We start from the raw sequence: 18,455 nt of genomic DNA, 5'->3' as shown, positions 1-18,455 counted from the left end.
CCGTTCCGCCGCTGCCCCGTTCCTCGCCCTCAAATCTTCGCCAGCCGGTTCTCACCCAGACATGACCGCTGAATCCTTCGTCTTCCCCGTCTCCTTCGCGCAGCAGCGGCTGTGGTTCCTCCATCTAATGCAGCCGGAGAACCCGAGCTACCACATCGCTGGCGCGGTCCGGCTCGGTGGCACGCTCGACACGGCCGCGCTCCGGCGCGCCTTCGACGTCCTGGTGGAACGGCACGAATCGCTCCGCACCACCTTCGCGCAGGAAGAAGGCCAGCCGGTTCAGGTCGTCGCGCCCGAAGGCACCGCGTCCTTCGCCGTCACCGACCTGTCGTCACTTCCGCGGGACGAGCGCGAGGCGGAAGCACGGCGGCTCGCCACCGAGGAGATTCGCCAGCCCTTCGACCTGATGAAGGGCCCGCTGCTGCGCACGCGGCTGCTGCGGCTGGCGGACACCGACCACGTCCTGGTGCTGACGATGCACCACATCATCTCGGACGGGGCGTCGCTGGGCATCCTCATCCACGAGATGACGCAGCTCTACGGCGCGTTCATCGCCCAACGAGAGCCGGAGCTTCCCGAGCTGCCCATCCAGTACGCGGACTACGCGGAGTGGCAGCGCGAGTGGATGGCGACGGAAGGCGCGCTCGACGCGCACGTGGCGTACTGGAAGCAGCAGCTCGCGGGCGCGCCCGTGTTGCAGCTCCCCACGGACCGTCCGCGCCCCGCCGTCCAGACGCAGCGCGGGGACGCCCTACCCTTGCACCTGCCAACCGCGCTGGTGCAGGCGCTCCAGCAGGTGGGCCAGCGTGAGAACGCCACCCTCTTCATGACGGTGCTGGCCGCGTTCCAGGCCTTGCTGTCACGCTACACGCACCAGACGGACATCCTGGTCGGCGCGCCGCAGAACAGCCGCAACCGGGTCCAGACGGAGAGCCTCATCGGCTTCTTCGTCAACACGCTGGTGCTGCGCGCGGACCTGTCCGGCAATCCATCCTTCCGCGAGCTGCTCCAGCGCGTGCGGGAGGCGACGCTGGGCGCCTATGCGCACCAGGACATCCCGTTCGAGAAACTGGTGGAGGCGGTGCAACCCGCCCGCAACCTGGCCTACACGCCGCTGTTCCAGGCCGCGTTCAACTTCCAGGGCATGGCGGGCCAGGTGCTGGCCCTGCCCGGCGTCACCCTCCAGCAACTGGACCTGCAACCGGGGACGTCGAAGTTCGACGTGACGCTGGACCTCCAGGAGACCCCGGACGGCCTGCGCGGCTTCGTCGAGTACAACAGTGACCTCTTCGACCGCGCGACCATGGAGCGCTTCGCCGGGCACTTCCAGACGCTGCTCGCGGGCGTCGCGGCCAACGCGGAGCTGCGCCTGGACGCGCTGCCGTTGCTCACGTCGCCCGAGCGGCACCAGCTCCTCGATGTCTGGCCCACGCTGAAGTCCTTCCCAGGCGCGGACACCCTGCACGGCCGCTTCGAGGCCCAGGTGCGCCAGCGCCCCGACGCCATCGCCGTGGTCGCCGATGGAGAGCGCCTCACCTACGCGGAGCTGGACCGACGGGCCAACCAGTTGGCCCATGCGCTGATCACGCGCGGCGTCCAGCCAGAGGGATTGGTGGGCCTCTGCGTGGAGCGCTCCCTGGCCACGGTGGTGGGCATCCTCGGCATCCTGAAGGCGGGCGCCGCCTATGTGCCGCTCGACCCGACCTATCCCGCGGACCGTCTGGCCTTCATGGTGTCGGACAGCCGGATGTCGTTGGTGGTGGCGCAGCGGCCCCTCATCGACCGCCTGCCCGCGGACGGGACGGCGCTGCTCATCCTGGATGAAGCCACCGAGGAACTCGCACGCCAGCCCGCCCACGCGCCCGGACTGGCGACGACGCGGGAACAGCTTGCGTACGTCATCTACACCTCGGGCTCCACCGGCCTGCCCAAGGGCTCCCTGCTTCCGCACGGCAACGTGATGCGCCTGTTCGAGGCGACGGAGCACTGGTTCCACTTCAACGAGAACGACGCGTGGACGCTGTTCCACTCGTACGCGTTCGACTTCTCCGTCTGGGAGCTCTGGGGCGCCCTGCTCTACGGCGGCCGGGTGGTGGTGGTGCCGTACCTCGTCTCGCGGTCACCGGATGCCTTCTTCAGGCTGCTGAGCGATGAGCGCGTCACGGTGCTGAACCAGACGCCCGCGGCCTTCCGTCAGCTCATCCAGGCCGAGGAGCGCCTGGGCGCGGAGGCGCCGCCCCTGTCGCTGCGCTACGTCGTGTTCGGCGGCGAGGCTCTGGAGCCAGCCACGCTGGTGCCCTGGTTCCGCAAGCACGGGGACACCCAGCCGCGGCTCATCAACATGTACGGCATCACCGAGACGACGGTGCACGTCACCTACCGTCCCATGGATGCCGCCGAGGCGGAGCGCACGCAGCAGAGCCCCATTGGCGTCGCGATTCCCGACCTCCAGCTCTACGTGCTGGACGCGCGGCTGGAGCCGGCGCCCATTGGCGTGGCGGGTGAAATCTTCGTCGGTGGCGCGGGTCTCGCGCGTGGCTACCTGGGCCGACCGCAGCTCACGGCGGAGCGCTTCGTCCCCCACCCCTTCAGCCGCGAGCCCGGTGCCCGGCTCTACCGCACGGGCGACCTGGCGCGCTTCACCGCGGACGGGCAGCTCGAGTACCTGGGCCGCATCGACCACCAGGTGAAGATTCGCGGCTTCCGCATCGAGCTGGGCGAAATCCAGACGGTGCTCAGCCTGCACCCGGCGGTGCGTGAGGCGCTGGTGCTCGTGCGTGAGAGCTCGCCCGGGAACAAGTCCCTGGTGGCCTACGTCGCGTCGTCCGAACAGCCTCCGCCCAGCGTCAACGAGCTGCGCCAGCATCTGCTCGGCAAGCTGCCGGACTACATGGTCCCCAGCGCCTTCGTGATGATGGAGCGCTTCCCGCTCACGGCGAACGGCAAGGTGGACCGCAAGGCCCTTCCGGAGCCCGAGGGCGCCCGCGCGGACCTGGCCGACCCGTACGTCGCGCCCCGGACGAAGGAGGAGGAAGCCCTCTGCGCAATCTGGGCGCAGGTGCTGGAAGTCCCGCGCGTGGGAATCCATGACAACTTCTTCGCGCTGGGAGGCGACTCCATCCTGAGCATCCAGGTGCTCACGCTGGCGCAGAAGCAGGACATCCGCTTCTCGTTGCAGCAGCTCTTCCAGCACCAGACGGTGGCGGAGCTGGCGGCGGCCGCCGCGAAGGCGGAGCCCGCGCGTGAGGTCTTCCCGCGCACCGAGCCCTTCGGCCTCATCTCCGCCGAGGACCGGGCGAAGGTGCCCGAAAGCGTGGAGGACGCCTACCCGCTGGCCCGCATCCAGGCCGGAATGCTCTTCCACATGGAGCTGGCGCCCACCTCGAACATCTACCACAACACGGACAGCTTCCATCTGCGCCTGAAGGCGCCGTTCGACCCCGCGCGCTTCGTGGAAGCCGTGCAGGTGGTGACGGCACGGCAGCCCGTGCTGCGGACGGCGTTCGACATGACGTCGTACAGCGAGCCGTTGCAGTTGGTGCACCGCGAGGCCCAGCTCTCCGTCGAAATCACCGACGTCCGCCACCTGTCCACCGAGGCGCAGGACGCCGAGGTCCGCAAACTGCTGGAGGACGAAAAGCAGCAACACTTCGACCTCGCGTGCCCTCCGCTGCTGCGCTTCTTCATCCACATCCGTGGTGAACGGGACTTCCAGTTCACGCTCACGGAGTGCCACGCCATCATCGACGGCTGGAGCCTCCACTCCACGTTGGTGGAGATGTTCAACCACTACTACGCGCTGGTGAACCACCAGGAGCCGCCGCGCTTCGAACCGCTGAGCATCACCTACCGCGACTTCGTGGCCATGGAGCGGCAGGCCCTCGCGTCCGAGGACCACCAACGCTACTGGCGAGAGCTGCTGGAGGACGGACAGGTCATGCGCGTGCCGCGCTGGCGCCGTCCACTGGCGGAGGGCGAGCCACGCATCGCCACGGTGAAGGTGCCCATCTCTCCCGAAGTGAGCGAGGGCCTGAATGCCCTGACGCGGACCGCGGGCGTGCCCTTCAAGAGCATCCTGCTCGCGTCGCACCTCAAGGTGATGAGCGTGCTGAGCGGTCAGGAGGACGTCATCACCGGCACGGGCGTCAACAGCCGCCCCGAGGAAGGCGATGGCTCGAAGCTGCGCGGCATCTTCCTCAACACGGTGCCCTTCCGCCTGAAGCTGGCCCCCGGAAGCTGGCTGTCGCTGGTCCGCGCCGCCTTCGACGCGGAGCGTGCGCTCTATCCGTACCGCCGCTACCCCATGGCGGAGATTCAGCGGCAGTGGGGCCGCGAGACGCTCTACGAAGTCATGTTCAACTACATGCACTTCCACGTCCTCCACGACATCGCGGGCACGCTCGCAGAGCTGGAGGCGCTGAGCACCATCCGCTCCGAGGGAACCAACGTCACCCTCGCCGTCCACTTCCAGACCGAGCCCCACACGCAGGAGCTCACGCTGGAGCTGGACTACAACGCCGTCGAGCTGGACCACGCCCAGGTGGAGCAGATTGGCGCGTGCTTCGCGCGCGTCCTCCACGCGCTGGCCTTCGAGGCCGAGGCCGCGCACCACACCTCCAGCCCACTGCCCGCCGACGTGCAGCGCCGGATGCTGGTGGAGTGGAACGACACCGCCGCCGCGCTGCCCACGGAGCCCACGTTCCTCTCCCGCTTCGAGGCCCGCGCCGCCGCCACGCCGGATGCGCTCGCCGTGGTCGATGGCGAACGGACGCTGACGTACCGGGAGCTGGATACACGTGCCAACCAGCTCGCGCATCATCTGGTGTCGCTGGGCGCGAGCCCGGAGCGCGTGGTGGCGCTCGGCCTGGACCGCTCCGTCGAGTTGGTCACCAGCCTCCTGGCAACGCTCAAGGCCGGCGCGGCCTACCTGCCGCTGGACCCGAGCTACCCCGAAGAGCGCCTGGCCTACATGCTGTCCGATTCGCGCGCCGTCGTGCTGCTCACCACGCAGACGCAAGAGGCCACGTTCACGGGCGCCAGCGTTCCTCGGCTCCTGGTGGAGCAGGAAGCGGTTCGGCTGGCGACGTTGCCGACGGAGGCACCGGCTTCGACCGCCGCTGGGGACTCACTGGCGTACGTCATCTACACCTCGGGCTCCACGGGGCTGCCCAAGGGCACGCTGCTCACGCAGCGAGGGCTGCTCAACTACCTGACGTGGGCCCAGGACGCCTACGCGGTGAAGCCGGGCCAGGGCTCGCTGGTCCACACGTCCATCGCGTTCGACGCCACCATCACCAGCCTCCTCACGCCGCTGCTCGCGGGGGGAGCCGTTCACCTGGTGCCGTCGGGGCGGGAGGTGGAAGCACTCGCACTCGCGCTCCAGCAGCCGAGAGGGCATGACCTGGTCAAGCTCACGCCGGCTCACCTCCAGGTGTTGTCCGGGCTGATGACGCCGGAGGCACTGTCGAAGCTGACTGGCACCTTCGTCGTGGGTGGCGAGGCCTTGCCGCCCTCCACCGTCGCCTTCTGGCGGAAGCACGCGCCCCAGATCCGGCTCATCAACGAGTACGGCCCCACGGAGACGGTGGTCGGCTGCTCCACCCATGACGTCAGCGCGGGTGAGTTGCCCGACGGCATCGTCCCCATCGGCCGGCCCATCGCCAACACGGCGCTCTACGTCCTGGACGCGCGCATGCAGCCAGTGCCCGTGGGTGTCTCGGGCGAGCTCTACATCGGAGGCACCGGCGTGGCGCGCGGCTACCTGGGCCGCCCCGCCCTCACGGCCGAGCGCTTCGTGCCGAGCCCGTTCGGTCAGAGTCCGGGACAGCGCCTCTACCGCACGGGGGACCAGGCCCGCTTCCTGCCGGACGGCACGCTGGAGTTCCTCGGACGCCGTGATGGACAGGTGAAGCTGCGCGGCTATCGCATCGAGCTGGGCGAAATCGAAGCCACCCTCCGCCAGCACGCGTCCGTGCGGGACGCGGTCGTCATCGTGCGCGAAGACTTCCCTGGGGACCAGCGGCTGGCCGCCTACGTCATCCCGCACGCAGACACGGCAGCGGATACGGCCGGCGTGCGCGCCTTCCTCCAACAGCGGCTGCCCGAGCACATGGTGCCCGCCGCCCTGGTCGCGCTGGAGACCCTGCCGCTCACAGCCAATGGCAAGGTGGACCGCAAGGCCCTGCCCATCCCCGACGGCCTGCTCTCCTCCGAGTCCCGCGCGGCGCCGCGAAACGGCACCGAGGAGCTGATGGCCAGCATCTGGTCGGACGTGCTGCACACGAACCATGCTGGCATCCACGACCACTTCTTCGACCTGGGCGGCCACTCGCTGCTGGCCACGCGCGTGGTGTCGCGGATTCGCGAGGCCTTCGGCGTGGAGTTGCCCATCGCCGCGCTCTTCGAGGCGCCCACCATCGCCACGCTGTCGGAGCGCGTCCAGGTGCTCCAGGCCCAGCAGGCCGGTGAAGCACCACCCCCGCCGCTCCAGCCCTCCTCTCGCGACGGCGAGCTGCCCCTGTCCTTCGCACAGCAGCGGCTCTGGTTCCTGTACCAGATGGAGCCGGACAGCCCCTTCTACAACATGCCCGCCGTCATCCGGCTGACGGGCGCGTTGGACCCGGACACCGTGCAGCGCTGCCTGGAGGCGCTCATCCGCCGCCACGAATCGCTGCGCACGACGTTCCGGATGAATGGCCAGACGCCCGTCCAGGTCATCCACCCGCCCGCCGCACCGAAGGTGGAGACCGTCGACCTGCGCGGCCTTCCACTGGAGCGCCGTGAAGTCAAAGCGCGCCGCCTGTCCGACGAAGAGGCCCGCCGTCCCTTCGATCTGACTCGCGGCCCGCTCTGCCGGATGGGGCTCATCCAGTTGGATGACCAGGAACACCTGCTGCTGCTGACCCTGCACCACATCATCGCCGACGGTTGGTCGCTGTCTGTGCTCGTCCGCGAGGTCGCCGAGCTCTACGCCGCCCTCTCCGCGGGCCAGCCGCCGCCGCTCGCCGCCCTGCCCGTCCAATACGCGGACTACGCGCGGTGGCAGCGGGAGTGGCTGTCCGGTCCCGTGTTGGAACGGCAGCTCGACTACTGGAAGCAGCGGCTCGCCGGGGCTCCGCCCAACCTGGACCTCCCCACGGACCGTCCACGGCCTCCGGTGCAGAGCTTCCGCGGCGCCACGCACCAGGGCGTGCTGCTGCCCGTGGACGCGGCCAAGGCGTTGCAGGCGCTCTGCCGGAAGGAGAGCGTCACCCCGTTCATGGCGGTGATGGCGGCCTTCCAGGCGCTGATGCACCGCTACGCCGGCGAGACGGACATCGTCGTCGGCACGGACATCGCCAACCGCAACCGCTCCGGCACCGAAGGGCTCATTGGATTCTTCGTCAACCAGCTCGTCATTCGCGGCGACCTGAGCGGGGACCCCAGCTTCCGGGCCCTGCTGGCGCAGACGCGGCGGGTGGCGCTCGATGCCTACGCTCACCAGGACCTCCCCTTCGAGGAACTGGTGAAGGCGCTCAACCCGGAGCGCGACCTCAGTTACTCGCCGCTGTTCCAGGTGAAGCTCATCCTCCAGAACGCACCATCCTCCGACCTCCACCTGGACGGACTGACGCTGCGCGAGGAGACCAGCACCACCGGCGCCGCCAAGTTCGACATGACGTGGGTGGCCACGGAGACCGAGCAGGGCCTGGAGTGTCTGTGCGAGTACAGCACCGACCTGTTCGACGCGGCCACCATCGACCGGATGATGGGCAACCTGCGTGAACTGCTCCTGGGCGCCATGGCCGTGCCAGACGAGCGCGTCTCCCGCCTCCCGCTGCTGTCCCAGGCGGAGCGGCAGCAGTCGCTGCTGGCGTGGAACGACACCGCCACGCCCCGAAGCCCGGGCCTCTGCGCGCATCACGTCTTCGAGCAACAGGCGGCACGGACGCCAGACACGGTGGCGGTGTCCTTCGAGGGACAGCAGCTCACCTACCGCGAGCTGGACGCGCGGGCGAACCAGCTCGCCTGGCACCTGAAAGCGTCCGGCGTGGGCCCCGAGGTCCGCGTGGGCCTGTGCGTGGACCGCTCGCTGGAGCTGGTGGTGGGCATCCTGGGCATCCTCAAGGCCGGCGGCGCGTGGCTGCCGCTGGACCCGTCGTATCCGGTGGAGCGGCTGACGCTGATGATGCGCGACGCGGCCATCCCGGTGCTCGTCACGCAGGAGCACCTGGCGGATGAGCTTCCCGCGCTCGGGCTGCTGGTCTGCCTGGACACGGACTGGCCGCTCATCGCCAGCCAACCGCAGACGCCGCTCGCGGTGGAGATGTCCGAGGACAACCTCGCGTACATCATCTTCACGTCGGGCTCGACGGGCCGCCCCAAGGGCACGCTGCTGACGCACCGGGGCCTGTGCAACACGGCGCTGGCCGCCATCCAGGCCCACCGCGTCCACGAGAAGAGCCGCGTGCTTCAGTTCGCCGCCTTCGGCTTCGACGCGTCGGTGTGCGAGGTGTTCTCCACGCTGCTCGCGGGCGCGCAGCTCTGCCTCGCTCCCCGGGAGGCCATCATGCCTGGCGCGCCGCTCCAGGGCCTGTTGACCGCGCAGGAGATAACAGGCGTCACGCTGACGCCGTCGGTGCTGGCGCAGTTGGAGCCGGAGACGTTGCCGAAGCTGGAGTCCGTCGTCTCCGCGGGCGAGGCCTGCTCGCCGGAGCTGGCGCGCCGGTGGCTGAAGTCCCGCCGCTTCATCAACGCGTACGGCCCCACCGAGGCGACCATCTGCGCATCGGTGGACGAGGCCCTGGACACCGACCGGCTGGGCATCGGCCGTGCGTGGGCCAACGTCCGGCTCTACGTGTTGGATGGCCAGATGCAGCCGGTGCCCGTAGGCGTACCGGGTGAGCTGTTCATCGGCGGCGCGGGCGTCGCTCGCGGTTACCTGGGCCGGCCGGACCTGAGCGCCGAGCGCTTCGTGCCGGACCCGTTCGCGGTGGAGCCCGGAGGACGGCTGTACCGGACGGGAGACCGGGTGCGCTGGCTGGCCGAAGGGCGACTGGAGTTCCTGGGCCGCCTGGACCACCAGGTGAAGCTGCGTGGCTTCCGCATCGAGCTGGGCGAAATCGAAGCGGCGCTGGCCGAGCACCCAGAGGTGCAGGACGCCGCGGTGCTGGTGCGGGAGGAGGCACCGGGCCGCAAGCAACTGGTGGCCTACGTCGTCGCTGACGATGAGGAGCAGCCGCCCGAACAGGACGCCCTGCGCCGGGCCCTGGAGTCACGCCTGCCCGAGTACATGGTGCCGTCCGCCTTCATCATGCTGAAGGCCATGCCGCTGACGCCCAGTGGCAAGGTGGACCGCAAGGCCCTGCCCTCGCTGGCGCAGGAGCAGGTGAAGCGCGAGCACGTCCACGTCGCGCCCCGCAACCCAGTGGAGCAGACGCTGGCGGACATCTGGGCGACGGTGCTGTCCCGCGAGCGCGTCAGCATCCACGACAACTTCTTCGAGCTGGGTGGCGACTCCATCATCAGCATCCAGGTCATCGCGCGAGCGCTGGAGGCCGGGCTTCACATCAGCCCCCGTCAGTTCTTCCAGTACCAGACCATCGCCGCCTTGGCCCCGCACGTGGGTCAGGCCCAGGTCGTGGAGAGCGAGCAGGGACCGGTGACGGGCCCCGTCCCGCTCACGCCCATCCAGCACTGGTTCTTCGAGTGGCAGCTCCCGCACCTCCATCACTACAACCAGTCGCTGTTGCTGGGACTGCGTCAGCCCGTCGCCGCGTCCGTTCTCCAGGACGCGCTGCGGGCCCTGGTCGCGCACCATGACGCGCTCCGCCTGCGCTTCGAGCGGACCCCCGATGGCTGGCGCCAGGAGAGCCTGGGGCTCGACAGCACCGTGACGCTGCGGGAGGTGGACCTGTCCGGACTGGACGAGGCCGCGCAGCGCGCCGCATTGGAGGAAGAAGGCCTGCGTGCCCAGGCGGGCTTCCGGCTGGGGGAGGCTCCGCTGGTGGTGGCCGTGCGCTTCCACCTGGGTCCGCAGCGGGGTGACCGGTTGCTGCTCGGCATCCACCACCTCGCGGTGGATGCCGTGTCCTGGCGCGTGCTGCTCATGGACCTGGAGACGGCGTGCCAACAGCTCGGCCAGGGGCAGCCGGTGGCGCTGCCTCCGAAGACGACGTCCTTCCAGGCCTGGGCTCGCCGCTTGGACTCCTTCGCGGCCAGCACGGAGCTGGAGCACGAGGCCGACTACTGGCTGAGCCAGGGTGAAGACACAGCGCCGCTCCCCGTGGACACCACGGACGGCGACAACACCTTGGCCTCCGCACGCACGTTGACGGTGGCGTTGGACGCCGAGGAGACCCGGCTCCTGCTTCAGGAGGTGCCGACGGCCTGGCGTGCCCGCATCGACGAGGTGCTGCTGACGGCGCTCGCACAGGCACTCTCCACCTGGACGGGACAGCGCCGGCTGCGTGTCCAACTGGAAGGCCACGGCCGCGAGGACCTGTTCGACGGCGTGGACCTGAGCCGCACCGTGGGCTGGTTCACCAGCGCCTACCCGGTGACGCTGGAGCTGCCCCGGGATGGCAGCGTGGGTGACGAACTCCGCGCTGTGCGTGATTCCCTGCGGCAGGTGCCGCGCAAGGGCCTGGGCTACGGGCTGGTGCGTTACCTTCGCCAGGACGAGCAAGGCACCCGGCTCCGTGCGCAGCCGGAAGCGCCGGTGGCCTTCAACTACCTGGGCCAGCTCGACTCGGCCCTGCCCACCTCGTCGCTGCTGGCGCCCGCGGACGAGCCCTTCGGCGCGCAGCAGGGGGCGCTCGGCCAGCGGCGGCAGGTGCTGGAGGTGAATGCACACGTCCTGGGCGGCAAGCTGGAGGTGTCCTTCACCTACAGCGAGGCGCTGCACCAGCGCACCACGGTGGGCGCACTGGCGCAGGGCTACGTCCACGCGCTCCGGGCCCTGGTGGACCAGCGGCGCGGCGAGGACGCGGCGCGGTTCTCCCCCGTGGACTTCCCGCTGGCGAAGGTGACGCAGGCCACGCTGAACGGCCTGATGCAGTCATACCCGGAGATGGAGGACCTCTACCCGCTGTCTCCCATGCAGCAGGGCATGCTCTTCCACGCCATGCTCGACCCCGACTCGGGGATGTACTTCGAGCGCGCGGCGTGGACGTTGGACACGGACCTCGACCGCGAGGCGCTGCGCGAGGCCTGGCAGCAGGTGATGGCGCGCTACCCCATCCTCCGCACCAGCTTCGTGGGTGAGGAACTGGAAGCGCCGCTCCAGCTCGTGAACCGTAGGTCCGTGCTGCCGTGGGACGAGCAGGACTGGATCCACCTGTCCGAGCCGGAGCAGCAGACCCGGCTGTCAGCCTGGATGGACGCGGACCGGGCGCGAGGCTTCAACTTGAAGCAGGCGCCGCTGATGCGCGTAGGCGTCCTGCGCCTGGGCATTCGGACGTGGCGCGTGGTGTGGAGCTTCCACCACTTGCTGCTCGATGGTTGGAGCGTGGGCCGCGTCCTCAACGAGATGCTGGCCATCTACGACGCGCAGCTCCGTCAGCAGCCGGTGCGGCTGGAGCAGCCGCCCGTGTTCCGCGACTACATCGCCTGGCTCCAGAGCCGGGAGATTTCGCAGGCGGAGACCTGGTGGAAGCAAGCACTGCGAGGCTTCGGCGAGCCCACGCCCCTCCCCGGTGAAACGGGAGGCCAGGCGCGCACCGCTGCGCAGGTCATGGGCGAGCGCAAGGTCCACGTGTCCGCCGAGGTGACGGAGCAGCTCCGCGCCTTCTCGCGGCGGCACCAGGTGACGCTCAGCACGCTGGTCCAGGCGGCCTGGGCCCTGGTGCTCGGACGTCATGCGGGCCAGGACGACGTCGTCTTCGGCGTCACCGTCGCGGGCCGACCACCGGAGCTTCCGGGCGTGGAACAGATGGTGGGCCTGTTCATCAACACACTGCCGGCCCGCGTGTCGCTGTTGGCCCAAAGCAAGGTGGTGGACTGGCTGAAGGCGCTCCAGGCGTGGCAGGTGGAGCGGGCTCCGTTCGAGTACGCGCCTCTGGTGAATGTCCAGGGCTGGAGCCCCGTGCCGCGTGGCACCCCGCTCTTCGAGAGCCTCGTCGTCTTCGAGAACTACCCCGTGGAGGATTCAGTGCGGCAGGGCGCGGGCGCGCTGGAGGTGCGCGACGTCACCGCTCAGGAGCGCACCAACTATCCGCTGACGCTCTCCGCGCATGCGGACAAGCAGCTGATGCTGAACCTGGACTTCGAGTCTCCTCGCCTCGGCGTGGAAGCCATGGAGCGGCTGCTGGAGCAGATCCAGACGGTCCTGGTGGGCATCCTCGGCGCGGAGGACAAGCACCTGTGGGAGCTGTCGCTGCTCACGCAGGAGGCCCGTCGCGAGGTGCTGTTCGACTGGAACGACACGCACGTGCCTGGACTGGGCGCGTGCCTCCACGAACTCTTCGAGGCACAGGCCCAGCGGACGCCGGACGCGGTCGCCGTGGTCGCGCCGGAGGCGGGCTCGCTCACATACGGGCAGCTCGACGCGAAGGCGAACCAGCTCGCGCACCACCTGCGCTCCCGGGGCATCGGCCCCGAGGTGCTGGTGGGCGTGTGCCTGGAGCGGACGCCGGAGCTGCTGGTAGCGCTGCTGGGCATCCTCAAGGCGGGCGGCGCCTACGTCCCGCTCGATCCCACCTACCCAGCCGAGCGACTCGCGCGCATGGCCTCCGAGGCCCGGCTCTCCCTGCTGCTCACCCAGCAGTCCCTCGTGGAGACCTTCGTCAACCCGGAGGTGTCGCTCTACCTGCTGGACACGGAGGCACCAGCCCGCGCCGCGCTGTCCACCCAGGCCCCCACGCGGCTCACCACGCTGGACGGTCTGGCGTACGTCGTCTTCACCTCCGGCTCCACGGGCACGCCCAAGGGCGTGATGATCTCCCACCGGAGCTGGACCAACGCGTACCTCGGCTGGGAGCGGAGCTATGGGCTGCGGGAGCACTGCCGCAGCCACCTGCAGATGGCCAGCTTCTCCTTCGACGTGTTCGCGGGAGACCTGTCCCGAGCGCTGTGCTCGGGCGGCAAGCTTGTGCTCTGCCCGCGGGAGTGGCTGCTCGAACCGCCCCGCCTGCTCGCGCTGATGAAGGAGCAGGCCGTGGACTGCGCCGAGTTCGTCCCCGCCGTGCTGCGCGGGCTGCTCCAGCACCTGGAGGAGACGGGCCAGACGCTGGACTTCATGCGCGTGCTCGTGGCCGGCTCCGACGCCTGGTACGTGAACGAGTACCACCGGCTCCAGGCCGTCATCGGCGACGACACGCGGCTCATCAACTCGTATGGCGTCAGCGAGGCGACCATCGACAGCACATGGTTCGAAAGCGGCGACCTGGGCCCCGGCGACACGCAACTGGTCCCCATTGGCCGTCCCTTCGCCAACAACCGCCTCTACGTGCTGGATGCGCACCAGCAGCCGGTGCCCGCCGGCATCGCGGGCGAGCTCTTCATCGGCGGCGAGGGCGTGGCGCGCGGCTACTGCCACCGCCCCGACCTGACCGCGGAGCGCTTCGTCCCCGCCCCGTTCGCCACCGAGCCTGGTGCGCGGCTCTACCGCACGGGAGACCGGGCGCGGTACCTGCTGGGAGGCGACCTGGAGTTCCTCGGCCGGGCAGACACGCAGGTGAAGCTGCGCGGCTTCCGCGTCGAGCTGGGCGAAATCGAGTCCGCGCTCGGCAAGCACCCGGCCGTCCAGGGCGCGGTGGTGCTGCTACGCGAGGACCCGGGGACGCCCCGCCGCCTCGTCGCCTACGTGGTGGGCTCAGACATCCGCGACACGGCGGTGCTCCGCGACCACCTGAGGGAGAGACTTCCCGACTACATGGTGCCGGCCGTCTTCGTGCGCCTGGAGTCCATCCCCCTGAGTCCGAACGGCAAGGTGGACCGCAAGGCCTTCCCTGCGCCGGACGCAACTCAGCGCACGGGCGAGCAGCGGGTCGTCGAACCGCGCTCGGAGACGGAGGTGAGTCTGCTCGCGCTCTGGAAGGACGTGCTGGGCCAAACGTCGCTGGGCGTCACGGACGACTTCTTCGACGTGGGCGGGCACTCGCTGCTGGCCACGCAGATCATCTCGCGCACCAACGCGATGTTCCAGGTGACGCTGCCGCTGCGCGCCCTCTTCGAGCACCCCACCATCGCAGGGATGGCGGAGCAAGTGGTGCTCGCGCAGTTGGAAGGCGTGGACGAAGCCGCGCTGGCCTCCGCCATGGAGGAAGTCGGCGACCTTTCGGACGCGGACCTGGAGAAGCTCCTGGAGGGGACGAATGAGTGACCTGCTCAAGAAGCTCGCGGGCCTCTCCCCGGAGAAGCGCGAGGCGGTGCTCAAGAAGCTGCGACAGCAGAACGTGGTCGCCGCGCCGAAGGAAGAGGCACGCACACCCGGCATCCCGCGCGTCTCACGGGAGCAGCCGCTGCCGCTCTCCTTCCCGCAGCGCCGGCTCTGGTTCCTGGACCAGTTCGAGCCCGGGACACCCGCTTACAACATCCCGGAGTTCGTGCGCCTCACCGGGCCGCTCCACGTCCCCTCCCTGGAGCGTGCGCTGAACGAGGTCATCCGGCGCCATGAGGTGCTGCGCACGACCTTCGTCGCGAAGGACGGCGAACCCCAGCAGCGCATCCTCCCGGAGCTGACGCTGTCGCTGGGCGTGCTGGACCTGAGCTACCTGCCAGGCCCCAAGCGCGATCCCCTGTGCGAGGAGCTGGCGATTCAGCTCGCGGGGACGTCCTTCGACCTCGCGGCGGGGCCGCTGCTCCACGCGAGGCTGGTGCGCATGGGCGACGAGGACCACGTCCTCCTGCTCGTCGTGCACCACATCGTGTCGGACGGCTGGTCCACCGGCATCTTCGTCCAGGAGCTGACGGCGCTTTATGCCGCCTTCGCCCAGGACAAGCCGTCACCGCTGCCGGAGCTCCCGCTCCAGTACGCGGACTTCGCGGCGTGGCAGCAGCAGTGGATGCAGGGCGACGTGCTGGCGTCGCAGCTCGACTACTGGCGCCAGCAGCTCGAAGGGAGCGACAGCGCGCTCAAGCTGCCCACCGACAGGCCGCGCCCGCGCGTGCGCACCTACGCGGGTGGCAAGCAGAGCTTCCAGGTCGCCCCTGCCGTAGCCCAGCAACTGAAGACGCTGGGGACTCAGGAGAAGGCGTCGCTCTACATGGTGCTGCTGGCGGCGATCCAGACGCTGCTCCACCGCTACACGCGCGAGCCGCGCATCAGCGTCGGCACGTACATCGCGAACCGGAACCGGACGGAGGTGGAGCCGCTCATCGGCTTCTTCCTCAACACACTCGTCATGCGCACGGGGCTCGAAGGCAATCCCACCTTCCGGGAGCTGCTGCGGCGCGTGGTGGACGTGACGCTGGGGGCTTACGGGCACCAGGACATCCCCTTCGAAAAGCTGCTGGAGGAGCTGGCGCCGTCGCGCGACACCAGCCACTCCCCCTTCTTCCAGGTGATGCTGGTGCTCCAGAACACGCCCACGCCCCCAGCCGAGCTGGGCGCGCTGCGGATGGAGTCTTTCAGCGTCTCCGGTGAAGCCTTCGCGCAGTTCGACCTGACGCTGTGGTTCTCCGAGGAAGCCGGTGGCCTGCAAGGCATCTGGGAGTACAACCGGGACCTCTTCGACGCCTCCACCATCGAGCGGATGGTCGCCCACTTCCAGACGCTGCTCGCGGGCATCGCCGCAAACCCGGCACAGCGGCTCATCGAGCTGCCGGTGCTTCCGGCGAATGAGCGTCAGCGCATCCTGCATGACTGGAACCAGGCCCGGCTCGACGTACCGCCGGGCACGTGCATCCATCACCTCATCGAGGCGCACGCCGCGCGCACACCCGATGCCATCGCCGTCACCGACCCCGGACGCCGGCTCACCTACGCACAGTTGAACGCGAAGGCCAATCAACTGGCGCACCACCTGCGTTCCGTGGGCGTGGGGCCCGAGCGAATCACCGGCGTCTTCCTGGACCGCTCCGTGGACATGGTGGTCGCGGTGCTCGCCGTGCTCAAGGCGGGCGGCGCCTACGTTCCGCTGGATCCGTCGTATCCGCCGGAGCGCACGGCGCTCATGCTCGCGGACAGCCGGCCCGCGGTGCTCATCACTCGCCAGGGCCTGGCGTCCCTCCTCTCCGCGCCGCTGCCGCCCGTGGTGGCCGTCGACACGGACGCGGACGCCATCGCCGCGAGACCCACGACGACGCCCGAGGGCGGCGCGAGCCCGGAGCACCTCGCCTACGTCGTCTACACGTCTGGCTCCACGGGCCGCCCCAAGGGCGTGATGATTTCGCACCAGAGCTTCGCCAACGCCTACCTCGCCTGGGAGCGCGACTACCGGCTGCCCGCGCTGCGCGCCCACCTCCAGATGGCAAGCTTCTCCTTCGACGTATTCTCCGGCGACCTCGCCCGGGCGCTCGGTGCGGGGAAGACGTTGGTGCTTTGCCCGCGTGAATGGCTGCTCGAGCCCGAAAAGCTCTACGGCTTGATGCAGCGAGAGCAGGTGGACAGCGGCGAGTTCGTCCCCGCCGTGGTCCGGCTGCTGATGGGGTACCTCCAGGAGAACAATCTCCGGCTGGACTTCATGCGCCTGCTCATCGTCGGCTCGGACACCTGGGACATGCGCGAGTACCACCAGCTCCGCGGCCTGTGCGGACCGGACACGCGGCTGGTGAGTTCCTACGGCCTGAGCGAAGCCACCATCGACAGCACGTACTTCGAACAGCCCGAGCCCACGCCCAGCGAGCAGATCGTCCCCATTGGCCGGCCCTTCGCCAACACGCAGATGTACCTGCTGGACAGCGCGATGCAGCCGGTGCCCATCGGCATCTCGGGAGAACTCTTCGTGGGCGGTGACGGGCTCGCGCGTGGCTACTGGGGCCAGTCGAACCTGACCGCCGAGCGCTTCGTGCCCAATCCCTTCAGCGCCACACCGGGCGCCCGCCTGTACCGTACGGGCGACCTGGCCCGCTACACGGAGGACGGCACCCTCGCCTTCATCGGCCGCAACGACACGCAGGTGAAGATTCGCGGCCATCGCATCGAACTGGATGAAATCAAGGCGAAGCTGCTGGAGCACTTCTCGGTCCAGGCCGTGGAGCTGCTCGTCCACGAGGACGCTGGCAACAAGCAGCTCGTCGCCTACCTCACGCTCACGACGCCAGACGTGGCCACGGCCGATGACTTGCGGCAGCACCTCAAGAAGCACCTGCCGCCGTACATGGTGCCCGCGGCCTTCGTCATCCTGGCCGCCTTCCCGCTCACCCCCAACGGCAAGGTGGACCGCAAGGCCCTGCCCGCGCCAGAGAGCGTCCGCCGCGACGCGCAGGACGGCTTCGTCGCTCCGCGCGACGAGGTGGAGACCCGGCTCGCGGCCATCTGGGAGGAGCTGCTGGCAGTGCGCCCCATCGGCGTGCACGACAACTTCTTCGACCAGGGCGGCCATTCACTGCTGGCCGTCCGGCTGATGGTGCGAATCCGTGAGCAATTCGGCCGCGCCCTTCCGCTGTCGGTCCTCTTCCAGAACCCCGCGCTGGAGCAGCTCGCCAAGGCGCTCCACGAAGAGGCGTCGCCCGCGCCATGGTCGCCGCTGGTGACGCTCCAACCGGGAGCAGGCCGCCGCGCCCTGTTCTGCGTCCCGGGCGCCGGTGGAAACGCCGTCTACCTTCGCGAGCTGGCCCAGGCACTGGGCCCCACCCTGCCGGTGCATGCCTTCCAGGCACGCGGGCTGGATGGACGCGCGGAGCCGCACCGCTCCGTCGAGGAGATGGCCGAGTGCTACATCGAAGCGCTCAAGCAGGTGCAACCGCAGGGGCCATACCACCTGCTGGGCCACTCCTTCGGGAGCTGGGTCGCCTTCGAGATGGCGCAGCAGCTCCGGAAGCAGGGCGAGTCGATTGCCTTCGTGGGCATCCTCAACACCACCGTCCCGGTGAACGAGGCCCCGCCGAGCGAGGCGCCCCCGTTCGACGACGCGGACTGGATGGCCTCTGTCGCGAGCACGGCCGGCCGTCTCTACGGCGTGGACCTGGGCATCTCCGCCGAGGCGCTCCGGCCGCTGTCTGCCGAAGCGCGCCGAGAGTACCTGACCCACAGGCTGGTCCAGGCGGGGCTCCTCCCCGACGGCGCGGACAGCCAGCAGGTCCAAGGGTTCATCGACGTCTACAAGGCCGCGTACGAGATTGATTACGTCCCCCGGGACACGTTCCCCGTTCCCGTCGCCCTCTTCCGGGCCCAGGAGCGGCACGAGGAAGACGGCATCGTCCCCGAGTCCTTCGCGGACGACCCGAGCTGGGGCTGGGGCCGCCACGCCTCCACGGCCGTCACGCCCGTGACGGTGCCGGGAGACCACATGACGATGCTGGCCGCGCCGCACGTCCAGGTGCTGGCGGAGTTCGTGCGCCAGGGCCTCGTCCGAGCCGGAGCCATTCGATGA

At 69.5% G+C, this 18,455-nt stretch carries 2 protein-coding genes; both read left to right on the top strand.

The genetic code is table 11. From position 1 onward, the window contains the following. Positions 1-61 precede the first annotated feature (61 nt). The gene (locus FMQ63_RS07235) at positions 62-14,302 is read left to right on the top strand and encodes a non-ribosomal peptide synthetase (RefSeq protein ID WP_020478358.1); all 14,241 of its coding nucleotides are present in this window, start codon (positions 62-64) and stop codon (positions 14,300-14,302) included. Continuing rightward, entirely contained in the window at positions 14,295-18,455 is a 4,161-nt protein-coding gene (locus tag FMQ63_RS07230; RefSeq protein ID WP_020478357.1) for an amino acid adenylation domain-containing protein, read from the top strand. Before FMQ63_RS07235 ends, FMQ63_RS07230 begins: the two co-directional genes overlap by 8 nt.

Source organism: Myxococcus sp. CA005, assembly GCF_006518205.1.
In the GTDB taxonomy this organism is placed as follows: Bacteria; Myxococcota; Myxococcia; order Myxococcales; family Myxococcaceae; genus Myxococcus; species Myxococcus xanthus.
Note: the sequence above shows the minus strand (reverse complement) of the source record. Positions and strands in the feature narration are given on the sequence as shown.

Coding starts and splice junctions, on each gene's coding strand:
- FMQ63_RS07235 (WP_020478358.1), top strand. CDS start 62: ATGACCGCTGAATCCTTCGTCTTCCCCGTCTCCTTCGCGCAGCAGCGG.
- FMQ63_RS07230 (WP_020478357.1), top strand. CDS start 14,295: ATGAGTGACCTGCTCAAGAAGCTCGCGGGCCTCTCCCCGGAGAAGCGC.